This is a genomic window from Citrobacter amalonaticus Y19 (assembly GCF_000981805.1).
In the GTDB taxonomy this organism is placed as follows: Bacteria; Pseudomonadota; Gammaproteobacteria; order Enterobacterales; family Enterobacteriaceae; genus Citrobacter_A; species Citrobacter_A amalonaticus_C.
In genome coordinates this window covers 2,756,730-2,778,820 of sequence record NZ_CP011132.1, presented here as the reverse complement: position 1 = coordinate 2,778,820, position 22,091 = coordinate 2,756,730, and the positions used below count along the sequence as shown (strand labels likewise).

At 53.4% G+C, this 22,091-nt stretch carries 9 protein-coding genes and 1 pseudogene; 3 read left to right on the top strand and 7 right to left on the bottom strand.

Annotated elements, in window-relative coordinates; genetic code table 11:
* Positions 1–37: 37 nt before the first annotated feature.
* Genes F384_RS12815 through ygeW form a run of 3 tightly spaced genes read right to left on the bottom strand, consistent with a single transcriptional unit; the run spans position 38 to position 3,745 of the window.
* Positions 38–1,249: a YgeY family selenium metabolism-linked hydrolase gene (locus F384_RS12815; protein ID WP_046483268.1), complete on the bottom strand. Its 1,212-nt coding sequence runs from the start codon at positions 1,247–1,249 to the stop codon at positions 38–40.
* Positions 1,250–1,304: 55 nt separating this feature from the next.
* Entirely contained in the window at positions 1,305–2,501 is a 1,197-nt protein-coding gene (dpaL, locus tag F384_RS12810) for a diaminopropionate ammonia-lyase (protein WP_046483266.1), read from the bottom strand.
* A 56-nt stretch (positions 2,502–2,557) separates the two neighbouring features.
* Positions 2,558–3,745, bottom strand: a complete 1,188-nt coding sequence (gene ygeW, locus F384_RS12805; protein ID WP_042999387.1) for a knotted carbamoyltransferase YgeW — start codon at positions 3,743–3,745, stop codon at positions 2,558–2,560.
* Between the two features lie 467 nt (positions 3,746–4,212).
* On the opposite strand from ygeW, the gene F384_RS12800 reads away from it, so the two are divergent.
* Positions 4,213–5,991 (top strand): sigma-54 interaction domain-containing protein, encoded by a 1,779-nt coding sequence (locus F384_RS12800; protein ID WP_046483260.1) that lies wholly within the window; start codon positions 4,213–4,215, stop codon positions 5,989–5,991.
* Positions 5,992–6,079: 88 nt separating this feature from the next.
* On the opposite strand, the gene xdhC is transcribed toward F384_RS12800, so the two are convergent.
* From xdhC to F384_RS28910, 4 genes and pseudogenes are all read right to left on the bottom strand, one after another.
* Entirely contained in the window at positions 6,080–6,559 is a 480-nt protein-coding gene (xdhC, locus tag F384_RS12795) for a xanthine dehydrogenase iron sulfur-binding subunit XdhC (RefSeq protein ID WP_046483257.1), read from the bottom strand.
* A complete protein-coding gene (xdhB, locus tag F384_RS12790) occupies positions 6,556–7,434 on the bottom strand; it encodes a xanthine dehydrogenase FAD-binding subunit XdhB (RefSeq protein ID WP_046483254.1) in 879 nt (292 codons plus the stop codon). The genes xdhC and xdhB overlap by 4 nt, the downstream gene beginning before the upstream one ends.
* A 10-nt stretch (positions 7,435–7,444) precedes the next feature.
* The gene (gene xdhA / locus F384_RS12785; protein ID WP_046483252.1) at positions 7,445–9,742 is read right to left on the bottom strand and encodes a xanthine dehydrogenase molybdenum-binding subunit XdhA; all 2,298 of its coding nucleotides are present in this window, start codon (positions 9,740–9,742) and stop codon (positions 7,445–7,447) included.
* A gap of 318 nt (positions 9,743–10,060) precedes the next feature.
* Positions 10,061–11,221 (bottom strand): annotated as a pseudogene (locus F384_RS28910) (transposase); the annotation flags it as partial.
* A 632-nt stretch (positions 11,222–11,853) separates the two neighbouring features.
* Between F384_RS28910 and F384_RS28905 the strand changes: the two are divergent.
* Together F384_RS28905 and F384_RS12775 are read left to right on the top strand one after the other, a co-directional pair.
* Entirely contained in the window at positions 11,854–12,444 is a 591-nt protein-coding gene (locus F384_RS28905; RefSeq protein ID WP_080949940.1) for a helix-turn-helix transcriptional regulator, read from the top strand.
* A 225-nt stretch (positions 12,445–12,669) separates the two neighbouring features.
* Positions 12,670–21,969, top strand: coding sequence for an autotransporter outer membrane beta-barrel domain-containing protein (locus F384_RS12775; protein ID WP_046483245.1), 9,300 nt, complete (start codon positions 12,670–12,672; stop codon positions 21,967–21,969).
* Positions 21,970–22,091: the final 122 nt, after the last annotated feature.

Sequence of the window (22,091 nt, the reverse complement as noted above, 5' to 3'; positions counted from 1 at the left end):
GAAATCCCCCGGTAAACCGGGGGAGACAGATGGATCGTTATTTCGTTGCCAGCCAGGACAGTGGAATGGCAGCGTACATCGCGGCGCAGGTCACCAGATGTGATTTCCAGGTTTTTTCGTTTGGCGCGTGGGCTTCGGGTTCTTTACCCGGACCAAAACCGATCACCGGAATACCGTGACGTCCCATAATCGATACGCCGTTGGTGGAGAACGTCCACTTGTCGACCACCGGCGCTTTGCCGAACAGGCCTTCATAGGCATTGACCAGCGCTTTGACGGTGAAGTGATCTTCTTCCACTTTCCAGGTTGGGAAGTAGCATTCAGTCGGGTAAACCAGCCCGGTCCAGGAGGGGCGGTCATAGTTGTACATCGAGACCACCGCATTGGCTTTTTTCACTGCCGGCAGGGCGCGGATCTCTTCCAGCGCGCCTTCCCAGGTTTCACCCCAGGTCAGACGACGGTCGATAGAGACAGCGCAACTGTCCGCCACGGCGCAGCGGCTGGGTGAGGTGAAGAAGATTTCGGAAACGGTTAAGGTCCCTTTACCGAGGAAATCATCCCAGGCCAGATGTTGTGACAATTCCTGCAACTCGTTGAGGATTGGGCCCATTTTGAAGATGGCATTATCACCGCGTTCCGGGGCGGAACCGTGGCAGCTAACTCCCTGCACATCAATGCGTATTTCCATGCGTCCGCGCTGTCCACGATAAACCTGGCAATCGGTCGGTTCGGTGCTGACGACAAATTCCGGACGGATACCGGATTGCTCGATGATGTACTGCCAGCACAGACCATCGCAGTCCTCTTCCTGTACCGTACCGGTGACCAGCAGCGTGTACTCATCTTCCAGGCCGAGATCTTTTATGATCTTCCCGGCGTAAACCATGGACGCCATGCCGCCTTCCTGGTCAGACGTGCCGCGTCCGCCGATCAGTTCGTCGGTCTCCATCCCTTCATAGGGATCGAAATTCCAGTTGTTGATGTTGCCGATACCGACCGTGTCGATATGCGCGTCCATTGCGACCAGGCGCGGACCATGGCCGATGTACCCCAGAATATTACCCATCGGATCGATCTCGACTTTATCGAAACCGACTTTCTCCATTTCTTGTTTGATGCGATGGATAACACGTTTTTCATCGCAGCTTTCGCTGGGAATGGCGACCATGTCGCGCAGGAAACGCGTCATGTCTTCTTTGTAGTCGTTTGCTTTTTCAAGAATCAGTTTAAAAGGAATGTGCTTAGCCATGACTTTTCTCCAGTGTTCGCTCCCGAATCTCCTGGGGAGCGTTTTTCAATAGGGGTTACAGTGCGACCGGATGTTTGCCTTCCCAGACCACTTCTCGGTAGTGCTTCACATCGGTATCGCCTTCAGTACTGATGACCAGCACAACGGCATCTTTATCTAACGCCAGTTTGTCCATTAGGGCCTGGCGCTGCGGGTGATGATGGACGGCAGCCAGAACGCCCAACCCTACGGCGCCGGACTCTCCGGAGATCACGCGTGGGTCGCTGCCAAAAGGATTACCCAGCACGCGCATGCCCAGCGCGGCGACGCTGTCCTGGCAGGAGATAAATTGGGTGGCGCAGTTGCGCAGAATTTCCCAGCCGAGCGGGTTAGGTTCACCACAGGCCAGACCGGCCATGATGGTCGCCATATCGCCCCCGACGTTGACGATGTCGCCTTTCACGCCGGAACGATAAATGCAGTCCGCTTTGTCGGGTTCGACGATAATGCTGTGCAGGTTTTGCGGGCCATAGACGTCGACCAGGTAGCCCAGCACGCCGCCCGCCATGGCACCCACGCCAGCCTGTAACAGCACGTGGGTCGGCGTGACGCCCAGGGCACGCATTTGCTCAACGGCCTCATCGGCCAGCGTGGCGTAGCCCTGCATAATCCAGGTAGGGATTTTGGTGTAACCTTCCCAGGCGGTGTCCTGCACCACTTCCCAGCCGTTTTGTTGGGCGTGCTGCATGGTCAGACGGACGGTATCGTCATAGTTCATGTCGGTGACGATGCACTCTGCGCCGAGGTTGAGAATGGCGTCCACGCGCTCTTGCGCCGAGCCTTTCGGCATGTAAATCACCGCATGTTGTCCGAGCTGTTGTGCCGCCCAGGCAATACCGCGACCGTGATTACCGTCGGTGGTGGTGGCAAACGTCATTTTTTCGCCGATGGCGTTTTTGAGTTGCTCGAAAGAGAGCGTCTCAATATCAAGATGATATTTCTCGCACAGCAGGCAGGCGATGGCCCAGGCTCCGCCGAGCATCTTGAACGCGTTCAGTCCGAAGCGTTTTGATTCATCTTTGACGAGAATTTTCTTCACGCCGAACAGGCAGGCAAGGTCATCCAGCGCACAGAGCGGCGTTGGGTGGTAGCCAGCGATCTTTTGATGAAACTGACGAGCGGCTTTGGCCTGTTTTTGCGAAAAAAGGGGCGACGTTTCACCGTTATAAAAGCGATTGTCGGCAATATCGATCTTCAATGAGAAAACGGACATATCCTATCCTTTTGGCCTCCGGAAAGGAGAGCCGACCGACAGGTCGGCTCTGGGGGTTATTTCACGCGCGGTTGCGCTTCTTTCAACAACTGCTCCAGCAGCACGCCAGGCTTCGGATATTTGCGGGAGAGGATCATCGCGGCGATGATGTAGGGCTTCCAGCTGGCTTCTTTGTACGTCGCGATGCGGTATTTTTCGAATACGGCGTCGGTGACTTCCCCTTCTTTGCAGGAGACGCCGCTGATATCCGCTGGCAGACAGTGCATATACAGCGCTTCGCCGTCGCGGGTGAGTTGCATCATTTCTTCAGTGCAGTGCCAGTTTTTATGCTTCGCGTTCTGCTCAAGGCACTGTCTTTCCAGCTCTTTCAGGGCTGCGTGGTCATTGGCGCGCAGAAGTTCGGTACGCTCTTCCATCACTTTGTAAGGTGCCCATGATTTCGGATAGACGATGTCGGCATCTTTGAAGGCTTCTTCCATGCTGGTGACCTGGCGGAAGCTGCCGCCGGACGCGTTCGCGTTGTTTTTCGCCACTTCAATCACGTCCGGAATCAGGTCATATCCTTCCGGATGTGCCAGGGTGACGTCCATACCGAAGCGGGTCATCAGACCGATAATACCTTGTGGCACGGAGAGGGGTTTGCCGTAGCTGGGTGAGTAGGCCCAGGTCATGGCGATTTTTTTACCCTTAAGGTTTTCCAGCGAACCAAAATGTTCACGCAGCCAGGCCAGATCCGCCATCGCCTGCGTCGGGTGGTCGATATCGCATTGCAGGTTAACTAACGCCGGACGCTGCGGCAGCACGCCCTGTTTGTAGCCGTCATCCAGCGCGGCACCAACTTCACGCATATAGGCGTTGCCCGCACCAAGATACATGTCGTCGCGAATACCAATGGCGTCGGCGCAGAAGGAGATCATATTGGCCGTTTCGCGGACGGTTTCGCCGTGCGCGATTTGTGATTTTCCTTCGTCCAGATCCTGCTGAGCCAGGCCGAGCAGATTAAGGGCGGACGCATAAGAGAAGCGGGTACGGGTGGAGTTATCGCGGAAAACGGAAATCCCTAATCCACTATTGAAGACTTTGGTCGCGATGTTTTCGGCACGCAGCATCTTCAGCGCAGCAGCGACGTCCAGGACTTGTTTCAGTTCATCCGGCGTCTGTTCCCACGTTAGCAAAAAATCCTTCTCGTGAAGGTGTGAGGTCAGCGAATTGATATCCTTTATCAGCTCATTAACAGTTTTCATTGTAAGGTCCTGGTAGTGGAATGACGGCAAGGTGGCTTATTCGCGGTAATGACAAGCGGCATCACCGATATACCAGGGACTAACAATAAGCGTGCCAAAATGAATCCGGCGGCGGATAAATGGGAATTCATCAGGCAATATGTGGTACGGATCACAGAATAAGGCTATCTGTAATTCGCCATGAATATACGAAAACGTTTGGCTTAATAAATAGCGCAATTTGTCAATGAACCGACTGACAGAATAATACCCGAAAGAAGAGTAAATACCGTCAGTTTGATAAACTCACCCCGCTGATTCTCATATTGATATAGAAATGTGATTTCTCTTGCATATTTTCATTATAAAATGATAAAGAGCCTGTGTTTTTATCAAAGCAAATTTTGTCTGAGTTAGTATCCTTATATTCTACGAACCATCAATGTCTTCAATGATCAATCATTTAAGTGATTCCGGAAGGTAAGACTATGGTGCTTGCAACAACGCAGTCCGTTTTGATGCAGATTCAACCTACAATTCAGCGTTTCGCCAGAATGCTTGCCAGCGTTTTGCAACTCGAAGTTGAGATCGTCGATGATAACCTCTGCCGCGTTGCGGGAACCGGCGCTTACGGGAAATACCTCGGACGCCCGTTGAGCGGTAACTCCAGACTGTTGCGCTATGTACTGGAAAGTAAAAAAGAAAAAGTCGTGACGCATTCCCGCTTTGACCCGTTGTGCGAAGGCTGTGATAGCAAAGATAATTGTCGCGAGAAGGCTTTTCTGGGAACACCGGTCATTCTGCAGGACCGCTGTGTAGGCGTGATCAGTTTGATTGCCGTAACGCATGAACAGCAGGAACATATCAATGACAACCTGCGTGAGTTTTCAGATTATGTTCGCCATATATCCACCATTTTTGTTTCAAAACTTCTTGAAGACCAGAGTAGCAGCGACAACATCAGTAAAATATTTTCGACAATGATCGAGAATATGGATCAAGGTGTATTGGTCATTGATGAAGATAACCGTGTACAGTTCGCGAATCAAACCGCGTTAAAAATTTTTGGCGCGGCGCAGAATAATATGGTGGGAAAGTCGGTCAGGTTTCGGCCATTAACGTTTGAAAGTAATTTCACTCACGGACATATGCAGCATATCGTCTCCTGGGATGATAAAAGTGAACTGATCATTGGTCAGTTGCATCATGTGCAGGGACGGCAATTATTCCTGATGGCCTTCCATCAGTCGCATACCAGTTCCTCTGTATCGATTGCCACCGATGAACCGCATATTGAACAACTGGTGGGTGAATGCCGGGTCATGCGCCAGCTTAAGCGGCTGATCGGTCGTATTGCCCCCAGTCCGTCCAGCGTCATGATTGTGGGGGAAAGCGGTACCGGAAAAGAGGTGGTCGCGCGCGCCATTCACAAACTGAGTGAACGACGCAATAAACCGTTTATCGCCATCAACTGCGCGGCGATACCGGAACCGTTGCTGGAAAGTGAACTGTTTGGCTATGTCAAAGGCGCATTTACCGGCGCTTCCGCCAATGGGAAAACGGGCCTGATTCAGGCGGCAAACAGTGGAACGCTATTTCTCGATGAAATTGGCGATATGCCCCTGATGCTACAGGCTAAACTGCTCAGGGCAATTGAGGCGAGAGAGGTGTTGCCGCTTGGCGCGAGCAGTCCGGTTCAGGTCGATATCCGCATTATTTCCGCCACCAATCAGAACCTTGGGCAGTTTATCGCCGAAGGCAAATTCCGCGAAGATCTGTTCTATCGACTGAACGTCATCCCACTGACCCTGCCACCGCTACGTGAACGACAGGACGATATTGAACTACTGGTGCACTATTTCCTGCATCTGCATACTCGCCGTTTAGGGCTGGTCTATCCGGGAATTGCACCGGATGTGGTGACCCTGCTCAGACACCATCAATGGCCAGGAAATCTGCGTGAATTAAGCAACCTGATGGAATACCTGGTCAACGTGGTTCCTTCTGGCGAGGTGATCGACAGTACGCTTTTACCGCCAAACCTGATCAACAACGGTAAAGCGCCAGAATCCGTTGGCGCGGTCGCTCATGCGGCGCAGTTGCTGTCTGAGGACACCGGCGGAACCGCGCTGGAAGAGATGGAAAAGCAGATGATTCGCGAAGCGCTATCCCGCCACTCCAACAAAAAACAGGTGGCGGATGAGTTAGGCATCGGCATTGCTACGCTTTATCGCAAGATCAAAAAGTATGAGCTGTTGAACGCGTAACTATTCATGCAGGCGCGTTCAGGTTGCATCAGGGGGCTAGTGTGTGAACGCTACTGACCCGGAGGCAACCTGAAGGATGAGGCGTTAATTATTCAGGCTCTGTGCAGCGCTGGACGGTATCGACAATCATCTGATAACCGGTGCAACGGCACAGATTTCCCGCCAGGCCGCGACGGATCTCCAGAATGGTTAATGGTTTTTCCCGCGGCTTTGCCAGCAATGCGGTGGTCGCCATAATCAGACCCGGCGTGCAGAAGCCACACTGCACGGCGCCGGATGTCGCATACGCCATCTGAACACGCGAGAGCTGACTGCCAGCCGATTCACCTTCCAGTGTACGGATCTGTTTTCCTGTTGCCCACGCGGCAAGGTACAGGCAACTGTCGATGGCCGTGCCATCAACCAGCACCGTACAGGCCCCGCATTCACCGACACCGCATCCCTGTTTGACACTCAGCAATCCTTGTTCACGCAGGAGTTCAGAGAGCGGCATCCCCGGCATGATGCTGAGCTGAAAAGGGTGATCATTAATGACGCATTCCAGCGTGATTCGGTTCGTGTCATTCATTGCAGTTTTCCTCCGGCCGCGACAACGGCCTCAGTAACAACCTTCCGGGTCATCGTCTGGATGAGATGCAGACGAAATTCCTTACTTGCCCGCCAGGAAGAGCGTGGGGCGACATCCTGCAGAACGGATTCGGCGATCGCGTCCAGCGTCTGGTGGGTCAATGGCGCATTTTGCGCCGCGCTCTCCGCATGCTGACAGCGGACGGGTGTGGGAGCCGCAACGCCGAACGCCAGGCGAAGTTCTCTGACGCTGCCGTTATCCAACTGGCATCGTGCTGCACAACCAATGGTCGAGATATCCATCGCATCGCGCATGGCATATTTAAAATGCGCGCTGCCGGTATCCGTCCTGGGCTGCGCTGGGAAATGAAAGGCAACAAGGATTTCATCTTGCTCAAGAGCGACTTTTCCGGGACCGGTGTGAAAACCGTTGATGCTGGTAAAACGCACCCCCTCTGGCGAGGTGATCTCAAGCGTGGCGTCATAAATCAGCGTTGGCGTCGCCGAGTCTGCGCTGGTTGCGCCATTGCAGATATTCCCGCCGTAGGTGGCGACATTACGGATTTGCGGTCCGGCGATGGAGGTGGCTGCCGCACACAGGGCTGGCAGATGTCGTTGCGCGACGGGATGCTCAATAATCTCGCTAAAGGTGGTGGCGGAACCGATACGCAGCCCCTCTTCCTTCGTCAGGGTAATGCCTTGTAATTCGGGCAGATCATGAATATCAACGATATGATGGTAACGCGCATTATGATGATGGAGCTGGATCAATACGTCGGTTCCGCCAGCGAGCAGTTTCGCCTGCGGATAGCGCGCCAGCAGGCTGATCGCCTCGGCAATGTCTGAAGCGCGATGATAAGAAGCAAAGTCAAACATGGTCATATCCTCAAATCAAGCCAGCCTGGTGGAACTCCGCATACAACCGTTTTGGCGTCAGTGGCAGCGTATCAATCGCAACGCCTGTGGCCATTTTCACCGCGTTACGAATGGCTGCAGCAACAGGAATAATGGGCGGCTCGCCGAGGGATTTATGCCCATACGCCGATTGCGGCTCCTGCGTTTCAACGAATGCGCTCTCCAGTTGCGGCAGGTCAGGCATGGTCGGCATTTTGTAATCAAGGAGATTCGGGTTACGCACCAGACCACTTTCCGCATCGATGATCATCTCTTCAAACAGTGACCAGCCAATGCCCATTCCCATCCCGCCGTGCACCTGACCTTCCGCCAGTTGTGGGTTCAGAATATGGCCTGAATCGTGGACATTGAGGATACGGTTGATCGTGACCTTGCACAGTGCGATATCGACGCTCAGATCGACAAACGTGCAGCCAAACGCCGGTGGGTTAGTGGTGGTTTTCACCGAGCATTCCGCTGACAGTTGGCCGCCGCGTTCCGGATGGTAAAACGCATCCATCGCCAGCTCTTTTAATGACAGCAACGGAGAGTCTGGTCGATCGGTAAGGACGATGTGGCCTGCCGTCAACGTCAGACTCATGACGGACTGATGCAGCATGTCGGCAGCGTGATGGAGGATCTTATCGCGCAGTTGTATTGCCGCCTTACGCAGCGCTGGCGCGGCGACATAGCTCTGGCGAGAGGCAAATGCGCCAGGGTCGAACGGGGTAATATCGGTATCCTGGGTTGAAATGACGTGCACATCGCTGACCGGCACGCCGAGTGTCTCCGCCACCATCTGTGAGAAGACGGTATCTGCCCCCTGACCGATTTCCGTGGCTCCGCTCTGAACGTTGATTGTCCCATCCTGATTCATAAGCAGGCGGGCACCGGCGATCTCCACGCCGACCGGCCAGGTGTTGGAGGTATAGCTAAAGCAGGCGACGCCAATGCCCCGGCGGATGTTGCCTTGCTGGTGCAGACATTCAGCGTGACGGGCGTCCCACTCAAACAGCGCGCGGCCTTTTTGCAGACATTCCGGGAGCCCCGCGCTGTAGATCTGTTTGCCGGTAATCGGATTCGTGTCGCCTTCGCAGGCCGCATTACGCAGTCGAACCTCAAGCGGGTCGAGACCCAGCGCCGTCGCGGCGTCATCCAGCATCGATTCCACAGCAAAGATCACCTGCGGCGCGCCGTAGCCACGCATCGCGCCAGCAGAAGGAAGATTGGTATAGCAGGTTGTGGAACGGTAAGCGTATGCGCTACGGGGATAGAGATAGGCCACTTTGTTGCCGCCCGCCGAGGCGATCGAGTGCCCGTGTGAGGCATAAGCGCCGGTATTGGACAGAACATCCAGACGATAGCCTTTCAACGTACCGTCGCGATTGAGCCCCATCAGTCCATCAATCGTGAACGCATGACGGGTACGGGACGCGAGAAAACACTCTTCACGGCTGAGAGAGACTTTTACCGGTATTCCGCCCAGTTTACGGGTCAGGAAGGCGGCCATCGGTTCTTCCAGCACATCCTGTTTGTTGCCAAATCCGCCGCCGACGTACGGTTTGATAACCCGCACGCATGACCACGGAATGTCCAGCGCCTGGCCCACGACCCGTCGTACGATATGTGGGATCTGCGTGCTGGAGACGATGGATATTCGCGAGTCATCTTCCATCCAGGCAAATGAGGTGACGCTTTCCATATGGCAATGTTGAATCACCGGCGTCTGGTAATGCCCCTGGAGTTGATAATCCGCAGCATCAATGGCCTGCTGGACATTCCCCGTGGACATTTCACTGCGATTGAGCAGATTGCCGCCAGGGTGAATGGAGACGGCGTCCTGCGTCAGGGCTGCTTCTGGCGTGGTAATCACCGGGAGTTTTTCCCATTCCACATTTACCAGCAGGGCTGCTTTCTCTGCGGTTAACTCATCTCTTGCCACGACAATCGCGACCGCATCGCCATGATGGCGTACGTGACGGGTCAACAGAAAACGGTCGGCGGTGTCGCGTTTGTTCTCATCCAGCGTCCAGGCGTGTCCTGCCGTGGCGAAGGGAATATCCGGCACATCTTCCCAGGTAAACACAGCCAGTACCCCGGGCAGGCTTTTCGCCTCGTCACAGTTGATGCTGGTGGCGTAACCATGGGCAATCGGGCTGCGAACGTATTTGGCATAACACATGCCAGCCATCATGTAATCATCAGTATATCGAGCCCGCCCGGTCACTTTAGCAATGGCATCCACGCGCATACATGACTCACCGGTAGCGGTTGCTTCCCGTGCATCCATAAAGATCCCCTTGATTTGACTTTTCGGTTCCTGAACAACCGTTAAATCAGGCAAGAATTACGCCAGAAGCGCAAAGTTGAGCCGTGAGAAAAGGGAAGTGTGACGGAGATAATAATATTGCCTGTTGGGAGAGGGATCCGACCTTTAGCGATGAGCACTCTGCGTATCATTATGAGTTTAATCAACTCATTGTGATACACGGTGAGGTTCTGTGACTGGGGATTTTAGACAACGAGAGCAGCCAGTCCCTGAGAGAATTGTATGGCATAACAAACTCAGCTTGCTGGAGGTAAGGAGACTATCACCCGTATTTACGGGTTCCATCCCCGCAGCTACACGCTGAAGTTCCGTTGAACCACTTTCGCTGACACGGGTGAACCAGTTGCTTAGCTGTGGCTTGTTTTTGGTTTTCAGGATCCGGTAGAAGTCCAGAGCCAGTTGCTGCGCTATTTTCAGTTGTGGCTATTTTTCACACATCAGACTGATAAAGCGGGATGCATAATTTTCTTCAGCCCCTATTATTCGCCATGGCATCAACCATTGGCTTACACGGGAAGCGGAAGGAAGTCGGGCGGTGGCAGTAACCGGAGGTATCCAGCCTTGACGCCATCTGGCAATGGCGTCCCTGACGATGGTTTCACTGCCTGTAAATCCCCTCGCCACCATTTCACGCCATATCCGGCTTGCATTATAATTACCCCTTTCACGTTGCTCTTCTAACCACTCTCTCCATGGGTCAAGAAGGCCTCGCTTTGGAAGCCGGATCGACATTTCAGGGAATGCACCTGACTGTACCCCGCGACTGACTGTCACTCGTGATAAGCCGGTGATGCGGGATATTTCCCTGAACACACATCCCTTATTATGCAGGGCCATCACTTCCGTCCAGCGCTGATACCGTTTATTGCGGGTCTGCTGTTTAAGGCGTTCCGGACGACGGAACGAGGGTACAGGCACAGATGGTTCCGGCTCAGGTTATTTCTTTGGTGACAACTCACTGGCAACAATGCGTATCAGAGGCATATGTCTGTACATCATCCGTTCGAGCGCATCACCTATATTTTTCAGCAGATGCTAGCGATCTGCCACTTGCCTTGCCTGGGGTACGCCTTCCCTAGTAGCCATAGCATAGATGCCACCGCGATCCCGTGATACTACCTGTATCTCATGATATTTTCTGAACCAGGATGCCAATGCACGCCGGCCGCGTCTGGGAAGCAGAACCAGGGGACGGTGAGTATCAAGATTGACTATTAACGTGCCGTAGCGATGACCCCGGTGCTAGGCCCACTCGTCGATACCAACATGGGGCGTGCAAGGCGGCTTCGTCTCTGGTGTATTGACCACCCTGCGAAGAAGAGTATCTGCGCTGGTCCGGAGACCGGCTGCCGTTGCAGCCCGTCTTCCAGCCTCTCCACCGGCGATTAATCCCAGCTGGCACTGTAAATTTTGCAGCGCATGCGAAGACTGCTGCCGGGAAACCACTTAACGGTCATGCTGGTGTAGCTAGTGATGAACGTTGTGCTCCGAAATGACGCAGCCCTGAAATTGCAGGCTCTGGTAAATCTATAGCTGAACGGTGGCGAGGAACACTAGACCGTCTGGTATCCAGTAATCTGAAATAAGTTCTCTTTACTTAACAAAAAAAAGCACGAAATGCAAATTTTGGAATTTTGTTCCAATTTTTAACTTTATTTTGTTTTTTATGTTTTTTTTATGTTTTTTTATGTTTTTTTTGTGATTTTAATTCGTCAGTTATTTCAGCAAGATTAATAAATTTAGCATACGGCTATGGAAGGCACAGAGTTAAGATTTTTCTTATTTTTTATAATTATCATGAGATAAACTTATAACTAATTGATTTTAATTGTTTACTTTTATTACGCGTTAGGATTTATCTTATTGGTTAATTGTTTTAACGATCGTTTCCTCATATTTGATAGTTAAAAACTATCAAATTAGTATTAAATTAAAGATATAAACGATTTACCCAAAAAAGCTATTTACCTGTAATGTTATATTGAAGTCACAAAAGATAAAAATGCGTTCACATACTTTCAATTGAGTACTGTAAATTAATTTACTGCTTTCATGTACTAAGAAGGATAGTAATGTACAGGGTATTTTTTTTAGGGGAGTCAGTGCTTATCTTTACGGGAATAAAAGAAGTGTTACTTCGTTGTTTTTTGTCCGTTGATGTTATTCATGTCCCTTTGACCAGTGATGGTCTTTTGCATGATTCTGTATCTGTTCGTAATTCTGATGTGGTTATAGTTTCTCCTGATGAAAAAAACTTATTAAGATATTCAGGATTAGTAAGAAACATGAAGCAACCCGTTATTATCTTTTCTGAAAAAAAAGTGTATAAGCTGATTGAGATTGTGTGTGGCAGAGGTTGTTTTTTAATTGAGTCCAATTCTTCTTTAAGAGTGTTTAGTGAGAAACTTTCTTTTTTTATCACTTACAGGAACTTTGTTAAAGGAGCTTTTCCTGTACCTAAAAGAGCAATAACGGAAATTGAATTCAGGATTATGATAATGATATCAATGGGATGGTCGCTTACCCGGATAGCGTTGTCTATGAATAGAAGTGTAAAAACAATCAGTACACACAAAACTAACATTTCTCAAAAGCTGGGACTTAATAGCCAACAGCTAAAAGCATTTCTTGCCAGGGAAGACTTTTTAAATTACCTGTTTTAAAAATATTGATAATATTTTTCCTGGCTACTGATCGTATTTTCTGGAAAATTCCAGAAATAGATTTTTGAAAAAAATAAATTCTGCGAAAGTGGAAGGCTTTCTATCGTTCGAAATTCATGAGCAGAGTAGCCCCGTACCTGCTGCATATCAAATATGACTACAACTCAATATTTATCATATTTAGATACTAAATGTATCTAAATATTCGTCAGACGAGGTTTATATATGAATAAGATTTACAACATCATATGGAATGCGGCGCTCGGGCTTTGGATTGTCGCCTCCGAATTATCAAAAGGGAAGAAAAAAAGCAGCTCGCGTAAAACGGGATTGCTTATCGTTTCCGGTATATTCGCTGGCGTTTCTCTCACTGCCGTGGCCGATGACACACGCGATATCGCCGTGGATTACAAGGATGGTATTTCGGCTGGCGTCCATCAGAACGTATTCAACTACGGTTTTTTATATGAAAACCAAAACAACGCCAATGAACTGAATATCACCGGGGCGATCCCCACGATAGTCTACGGACAGACCGGCATTGTGGAATCATCGACCATCCGGGATCTGCTGGAAAGCGGCAAAATTATTATTACCGCCACCAACCTCGCCCACGAGCAAAAATCCATCACCACAATTGAAGAGCTGGCGGAATACCTGAGTCATACACAGTCGTCTACCCCGCAGCAAAGCGTGGAATTTCAAGTGATTGACCCGGCCGATCCCGAGACAACCTCCACCCTGAAGGTGTTTGATACCGCAAGCCTGGCAAACTTTATTAGCGTTTCGCAAATTGGCGATGCCGTGCTTAACACGTTTGATGCCAATGTGTCGCAAATCTATAAGCAGTTTGGCTTTGCCCTTGCCAAAGATGGCGCAACCGCCAATCTCAATATTGGCGATAATTCACTGAAAGTAAGAGAAAATGCTATCCGTCTGCTGGCAAAAGACTCTTCTCTGCTCAAAGCGCAAGACCTGAACAGCAAGGTCAACTGGCAATCCGATAACTACATTCAGTTTGGTGCTGCGCCGGTCGTTCCGAACAAAACCTTTGCCGGTTCGAAACAGACCACCGTGTTTGGCAAAGACATTACCTTAATGACCTACGGCTACGACGAAGAGGGCAATGTCGTTGAAACGGGTAACCGCACCTTTTCCATCAAAAGCACGGCGGACCTGGCGAACTTCAACAACTGGCTGGTTGGCGCCGGCAGTGAGAGCGCCAAAACCCCCGACGGGCAAGATATCAGCCAGATCCAGCTCTGGCTGGATTTTGGCGCTATCAGTAAAGTTTCTGACGCACAGACCTACTACGCGAGCCTGATCAATCAACTGCTGACCTCCGGTACCAATGCCGACCTGCTGACCTGGGATTACGATGTCTGGACTGACGGACAGGCACACACCAATAACACCACGGCGGCCACAGGGGAACTGCATGCCATCTACGCTAATGGCCAGGGCACCACAGGCACATTGGTTGCGGGCACAACTCTGGCTGTCGATGGTAGTATCAATGGGGCAATGAAGGCCGATGGCGAGGGTTCTATCGTCAATGAAGGCGCCCTGAACGTGCTGCGAACCGCTACCGGACAAGGGTTGGCGATTGGCATGCTGGCCAGTGATGCCAGTGCCACTAACCACGGCACGATTAACTCCGGTTTGTTTATCGACAAAGATGGTAATCAGAACGTCAGCAGTTACGGTGCCTACGGTATGCAGGGGCTGGGAAACAGCACCGTGGTGAACGAAGGGACCATTAACCAGGCCATCACAACGAACAACTACGGAACCGCAGCTGCAGCCGACCCATGGTCAACCGATAAACCCAACAGTTCTCTGACGCTTGCTATCGGTATGCAGTTGTCCGATCAAACCAACGGGACCAACAGGGGTGAGATTAACGTCGTGGACGGACGCGCTAACGGCGTCTCATTTGGCAAGGGAACGGCTTACGCCGTTGAAGTGTCCGGTTATGCCACCTTCACAAACGCTGCTGGCGGTACCCTTTACCTTGGGCGTGATGCCGTCACCCCCGCTGACGATGTTGCGATGGGCGGCGGTGCCAGCCCCAGCGCCGGGATCCTGACCCGAAGCTCAGGCGATGTCACCAATGACGGAACGATCACCCTCGGAAAAGGCGTACGTAACGCGGCGGGGATCCTGGTCGGCAACGCCACCGGGAACGTGATCAACACGGGTAAAATCACCCTCAATGGCGACTCGTCGTCCGGCACCAGCCAGAACTTCGGTATTTCCGTGCGCGACAGCGGCAGCGAAAACGGCCAGCAGATCCGCAACGACGGCGAGATTACCGTCAACGGCCACAACAACATCGGTATCCATCTGACCGCCAGTTCGAAGAACGCGCATGTAACATCCAGCGATACAGGGGCGATCACGGTCGCGGGCGACGGCGGCACATCAAACCGTAACTATGCGATCTGGGCTGAGGGAAGTACCACATCCCAGGCCACCGTCGACGTGTATTCCACAATCACGCTGGATGAAGTCGGCAACATTGGCGTTCATGTCCGCGATAACGCGGTGGCTAACATTAACAGTACCAGCAGTCCGCTGTTCAACAATAGCGATCAAATAGGCTACTACCTGTACGGCAAAGGCGCGACCGCCAATATCGGCGAAGCCGTTATGAACGATAACGGTCAGGCGCGCACCACGTTATTCCGCATTGCGAATGGCGCAAACTTTGCCGGCAATACGTTCGACCCGCTGACGCACCAGCTATCTAAACTCGAGATGACCTTAACGGGCGAAAAATCAATTGGCGTCTTCGCGACCGGTAAAGGCAGCACCGTGGATACGGGTGAAGCAACATTTACGGTAAGCGGCAACGGTGCGGCGGCACTGCTGCTCGAAGGGGGCGCAGAAGGCACCATCAGCGATAAGACCCTTATTGAACTGACCGGCTCAAATACCACTGCCGGGATTGTCGATGGTCAGGCGCATCAGTTGAACGGTAACAAACAGGGTACCCCTGTCGAAACCATTCTTAACTCCAGCGCCATCATTAAATCCCTGGATACTGGGCTGAACGTCATCGCCTATGTGGCGAAGAATCTCGGCAACATCGTTCTGCAACAGGACGCGGTTATCGATCTCGCCAGTAAAGACAGTATCGGTGTTGACGTGCAAGAAGGAGGACGGTTAACCAACAACGCATCCCAGGCATTGCATGTCAGCAACGGGATTGGCGTTCGCGCCTCTGGCAAAGATGCGCAGATCAAAAAGCTGGGCGCGATTGAGGTCGATGACGGTACCGCAGGCGTGCTGCTGACCAATGGCGCAACGCTGAATATCACTGCGGGAACCGGTGGATTAGCCGATACCATTACGACCAACGGCACGGCGGATGGGATTCGCCTTGAAGCCGGTGCGGGGTCGCTGACCGCCAAAGGCGTCACCATCAGCGCATTGGGCAGCGGCGCAGGCATTCAGAACCATGCCGAAAGTTCGGATATCACGCTGAACGACGTCACGATTAACGCCAACGACGGTCCGGGGATCCGCACCAGCGTGGCGCTGAACGTGAAAGACGGCGCCAATAATATGCTCAACGTCACTGGCTCTGGATCAGGCTTTGCCTTCATGAAAGAGAACGGCGACAACGCGACCGGCGATTTGGTTATCGGCACCGGTTACACCGTGCTGGTACACAACGATACCGGAAACGCCACGGGGAACGGGATCGATGCCCGCACCAACGGCAGACTGACCACCCGCGCCGATATTACCATTCAGGACGCGACGGGCGGTTCAGCCATTCTGGCAAAAGACGTTTCCGCCATCACTAACAGCGGCAACATCACCTCCAACAGCGTGAAGGGTCCGGTAGTGGATGCCAGTGGCGACAGCAGCAAAACCATCACCAACAGCGGCACGATCCTCGCCGCCACCGATCAGGATGTCGCGATTCAGTCCGGTAAAGGCAATGACACCATCAACATCAGCGGCGGCAATACGCGTGGCGTCATCAATACCGGCGCCGGTAGCGATCGTTTTATCTGGAACAGCGGAACGTTCGCCGGGGAGGTGAACTTCGCGGGGACAACCAACAACAAGGCCAACATCGGCAACGTATCGCTGGCGAACACGCGCCACATCACCACGCTCGCCGGTACGGGTAACGCCCTCACCTTCACAAACACCAGGGGTAATATCGGTACGCTGCTGGCGGATGACCTCAGTCTGGGAACCCACATTGGCAGCGGCTGGAATACCTTAACGCTGACGGGCGCACAGGCGGATATGCGCATCGTGAATAGCCTGACGCTGACTGACGGCACCCTGGCCGTTAACGACGGCGCGACGCTGCGCACGGGCGACCATCGCGATGCCAGTAATACCGGCGCGACCATTGGCAACTACAGCATTACCACCAGCGGTAAGGCCAGCAATATCATCTTTGATACGCAGGGCAATGACGCTGACAGCCAGATTTATCAGGGCACCATCAGCGGTAGCGGCAACTTTGTCCGCGCAACGGGTGGCACGACGGTGTTCACCACCGACAATAGCTACAGCGGTTCCACTACGATCAATCAGGGCGGGATTTTACATCTCGGTCAGGGCGGTACGACGGGCGGAATCAACCCGGTTTCGCAGATCATTGATGACGGTATTCTGACCGTGAATCGCAGCAACAACGTCCTGCTTAACGGAGTGATTTCTGGTATCGGCGCGCTGGAGCAAATCGGTAAAGGTATCACCCGTTTAACCGGCGCCAACAGCTATAAAGGGGAGACCACCGTCGACAACGGCACACTGCTGGTCAATGGCGATCAGTCTGCCGCGACGGGCATGACCACCGTGAACGGCATTGCAACCCTGGGCGGCACCGGCACCCTCGGCGGCGACGTCGTGATGAATGACGCCACCACCCTTAGCGCAGGCGACGGCGGCGCGGGGACGCTGAAGATCAACGGTAGCCTGCAACTGGGTAGCAAAACCACCTCCGCGTTTGAACTGGGACAAGCCTTCGTGCCCGGCGGCGCACAAAACGATCTGGTTGATGTCGCCGGCAATCTGCTGCTCGACGGCACGCTGAACGTCAGCCAAAGCGCAGGCGGCACGTTTGGCCCAGGCGTCTACCGTCTCTATAACTACGGCGGTACGCTCGACAACCAGACGCTGGCGTTAGGCGACATTCCGGTGGGCCAGGATAAGAGCAACATTTTCGTCCAGACGGTGCTGGATAAACAGGTCAACCTGGTCAACGCCAATGGCGTCACGCTGCAGTTCTGGGATGGCGCACAGACGGGCGAAAACCACGGTAAAACCGGGATTGAAGGCAACGGCAAAATCGACGGTGGCGATGGCAAATGGATGGCGATCGGCAGCCTGGGCGATAACAACTGGACACAGCAGGACGGTATCGGTAACGCGCCGTGGGCGCAAAAAGCCTTCGCGGTCTTTACCGGCAACGCCGGTACGGTCGAGGTCGATCAGAGCGCGGGCAACGTTCAGTTCTCTGGCGCGCAGTTTGACGCGGACGGCTATGTCATCAAAGGCGATGCGCTAAACGCATGGGAAACCACCGCGGGCAGCAATGAGCTGATGCTGCGCGTCGGTGCCGGTGGCGCAGGCGATAACTTCACCGCAACGATCGAATCGACGATCCGCGAAGGTGACAGTGCGGATAGCCTGACGCTGGTCAAAACCGACCAGGGACGTCTAATCCTCAGTGGCGACAACACGTATCATGGCGGCACGCGTATCGATGGCGGCACGCTACAAATCTCGACGGATAACAATCTGGGCCAGGCGGGAACCGGCGTCACTATCAACAACGGTTCAACGCTACAGCTGGGCGCAGATTTCACCACTCAGCGCACTCTCACCCTGGGCACGTCTGGTGCGAATGCCGTGTTTGATCTGAATTCGCACCACTTCTCCCCTGTTGGCGATATCGCGGGCGCGGGCAACCTGAAAGTCACCAGTAGTACCCATGATGCGGCCAGCACGCTGTCGCTCGATCGGGCTAACAGCTATCAGGGCACGACGCTGATTGAAGGTACCGGACAAGCTCACAACGTCACGGTAAATGCCAGCCAGACGGGAACATTTGGTAGTAACGCCAGCAGCACGGTGAGCGTAACGAAAGGCGCGACGCTGAACATCAGCGGCGCAGCAACCGGTCTGCAATCCCTGACGCTGGACATTGCCGACAGCCTGTTAACGCTAAAAGACACGGTCACTGCCGCCGACGCGACGCTGAATCTGAACGGCACAGCAAAGGCGCTGATTGCAGGCAATGCAACCGCAGGACAGTCGACCATTAACGTGTCAGAAGCGAGTACGCTGGCGCTGGAAGAGGATGCCAGCGGCGGCAGCGCAACGGTGACCAACAGTGGACTGATGTCCTTTGCCGATCGGGCGCTGGCGGAAATGACTACCGTGAAAAACCTCTCCGGCGGCAACGTGGATGTCAGCAACGTCGACAGCGCGACGTCTATCGGTTCGCTGTCCGGCGCGGGCAACGTTGTACTGGGCGATAAAACCCTTTCCCTCGGTAATCTGGCGCTGGATGACACCATCAGCGGCATCATCAGCGGTGACAGCGGCAATCTGGTGAAAATCGGCGACGGAACGCTGACCTTAACCGGCGACAACACCTGGACCGGCACCACATCGGTCGATGAGGGCGTACTGCTGGTCAACGGTAATCAGGCGGCAGCGACCGGTGACGTAACGGTCAAGGCGGGCGCAACGCTGGGCGGCAACGGCATTATTGGCGGCGCGGTGAATGTTGCGGATAACGGCCATATTACCGCCGGTTCCACACTTAACAGCGTCGGCAAACTGACCACCGGTGCTCTGACGCTGAATGAGCTGTCGCAGCTGGATTATCAGTTTGGCCAGGCGTATACCCCGGGCGGAGCCTTCAACGACCTGATTAACGTCAACGGCGATCTGGTACTCGACGGCAAGCTCAACATTGAAACCTCACCCGGCGGCAATTTTGATGTCGGCGTCTATCGCGTCATTAACTACTCCGGCACGCTGACCAACAACGTGATGGACATTGCCAACGCCCCGACGGCGGCAGACAGTCTGTACGTGCAGACATCGGTTAACAATCAGGTCAACCTGGTGAACCACGGCGGTCTGACGCTGCGCTTCTGGGACGGCACCGGCGGTGAAAATGGCGAACTGAAAAACAACGGCGTGATCAACGGCGGCGACGGTATCTGGCAATCCAGCCACGGCAACGATAACTGGACCACCGATGAATCCACACCGGAAGGCGCGCTGAACGCTCCGTTCACCGATGCCGCTTTCGCCGTCTTCCAGGGGGTGGCAGGCAATGTCACCGTGGATAACAGTCTGGGTGATGTGATCATCAGCGGCGCGCAGTTTGCCACCGATGGCTACCGCGTGGCAGGCGATGCCATCACCACCGACACCGCCAATACGCTGATTCGCGTCGGCGACGGCACCGTCGATGGCGCAGGCTATATCGCCACCATCGACAGTGAGATCCGCGGCACCGGCGGCGTCAATAAGAGCGACCTCGGTACGCTGATCCTGACCGGCGAGAACAGCTACAGCGGCGGTACAACGATTACGGCAGGGACACTGCAGGTTTCCGGCGATAAAAACCTCGGCGCAGCCAATACCGGGATCACCTTTAACGGCGGCACGCTGAAGTATGGTGATGCGTTTAATACCGCCCGCAAGGTGACGCTGGAATCCGGCGGCGGGACCTTCGACACCAACGGACATGATGTTTCCCTGTTAACGGAAGTGGGAGGGGATGGTCAACTGACCAAAACCGGTAATGGCTCACTGACGTTGACGCTGGATAACATCTACACTGGCGGTACCACTATTGAGCAGGGCATATTGCAACTCGGCACTGGCGGCAATACCGGCAGTGTTCAGGGTGACATCGTTGATAACGGCGTGCTCAGTGTTAACCGCGCCGGTATGCTGACGTTAACCGGTAATATCAGCGGCGAAGGTCAGTTGCATCAGACCGGTGGCGGCACGACTGAACTGCAAGGTGAAAACAGCTACAAAGGCGCAACGCTTGTCACCAGCGGGGTTTTACAGGCAGGTAATACCAACACCCTGAGTGCATCATCGCACCACTATATTGTCGCGGGCACGACTCTGAACACCCAGGGTTATAACCAGACCGTAGCAGGACTGAACAACGGCGGTGATGTGTCACTCATCGGTCAACAAGTTGGGACAACATTAACCATCAAGGGGGACTACAGCGGTGAAAAAGGCACTATCAACATGGCAGCCGCGCAGGGTGCTAACGGCTCGGGTATTGCCGACCGCCTGATCATCGATAGTGGTAAGGTCAGCGGGAGTACGTTGCTGGATGTCGATGGTTCCGGTCTCGGCGCGCCGACTATGGGTGATGGTATCGAAGTAGTGACGGCGCTCAATGGCGCAACAACCACGGCGCAAACCTCGCGGGATGCCTTCCATCTTGTCGCCGAACGTATGGCTGCGGGTGCCTTTGAGTACCAGCTCCATGCCGGGAATGCGCAGGGGCAGGGCGAAAACTGGTATCTGAGAAGCGAATACCGTCCGGAAACGATGCTGTTCTCCGGTCTCGCCAGCATTGTTCGTCAGGGCGACATCAGCCTGTTAGGTAATATGCACCAGCGTATGGGGGATGACATCAAACCGGGTATTGATGAAGATAATCGTGCATGGGCAAGAATGCTTGGTTACTCCGGAAAAACTAAGCTGGATGACGCGACTGGGACACAAACCGACAGCCATACCATGGGGATCCAGATGGGGGTTGATCTGTACGCTGATAGCAACTGGAAAGCCGGTGTCTACACCAGCATTCTGGATATCGACAGCAGCGTCAAAGGCAGCAAAGCGGGCAGCGCGGGTAAAGGCGGTAATATCGATGATAACGCATTTTACCTTGGCGGATATGCCACATGGTTCTCCGGGCATGGCATATACATCGATAACGTTCTGCAATACGGTAGTCATGATGCTCGCCTGTCTGTATCCGGGAACAATGGCTCCCACACAGTGAAAGGGCACACGCTGACCGCCTCCACGGAAGTCGGAAAGGCGTTCAGTTTAGGGGCGAGTGTATGGAGTCTGGAACCGCAGGCGCAGTTGATTTATCAGTACAGCGATTTTGATGACAGCACGCTGGGGGGCGCGACGAAGACAAAAGTCAGACTCGATACTGCCGATTCGTTTACTGCTCGCGTGGGTCTGCGCCTGAAGGGCGATTATGATACGAACGCCGGAAAGATTCAGCCTTATGCCCGTGTCAACCTGTGGCAGGGGCTGGGGTCGAAAGACAAAACCCATTTCAGTAATACGGTTGCCACTACCACGCTGGAATCCTCACAGCAGTATTCCAGCACTGAGCTCGCAGCGGGTATGACATGGAATATCGACAGAGATCTGCAGGTTTATGGCGAATTGGGCACCCAATTCAGCAATGGGAGTAATAAGTCTCAGATCGAAGCGCCGGTTAATGCCTCCTTTGGTTTTAAGACAATGTTTTAACACGCATGAAATGTAAGTAGGCTCTCTGTGGCTAATGTACTGCACCCTAAAAGTAGGCTACTAACTGAGTAAGGTGCAGTTTTTTATGGTAAAACAGACTCTGTTGAATAAATCAAACTTTT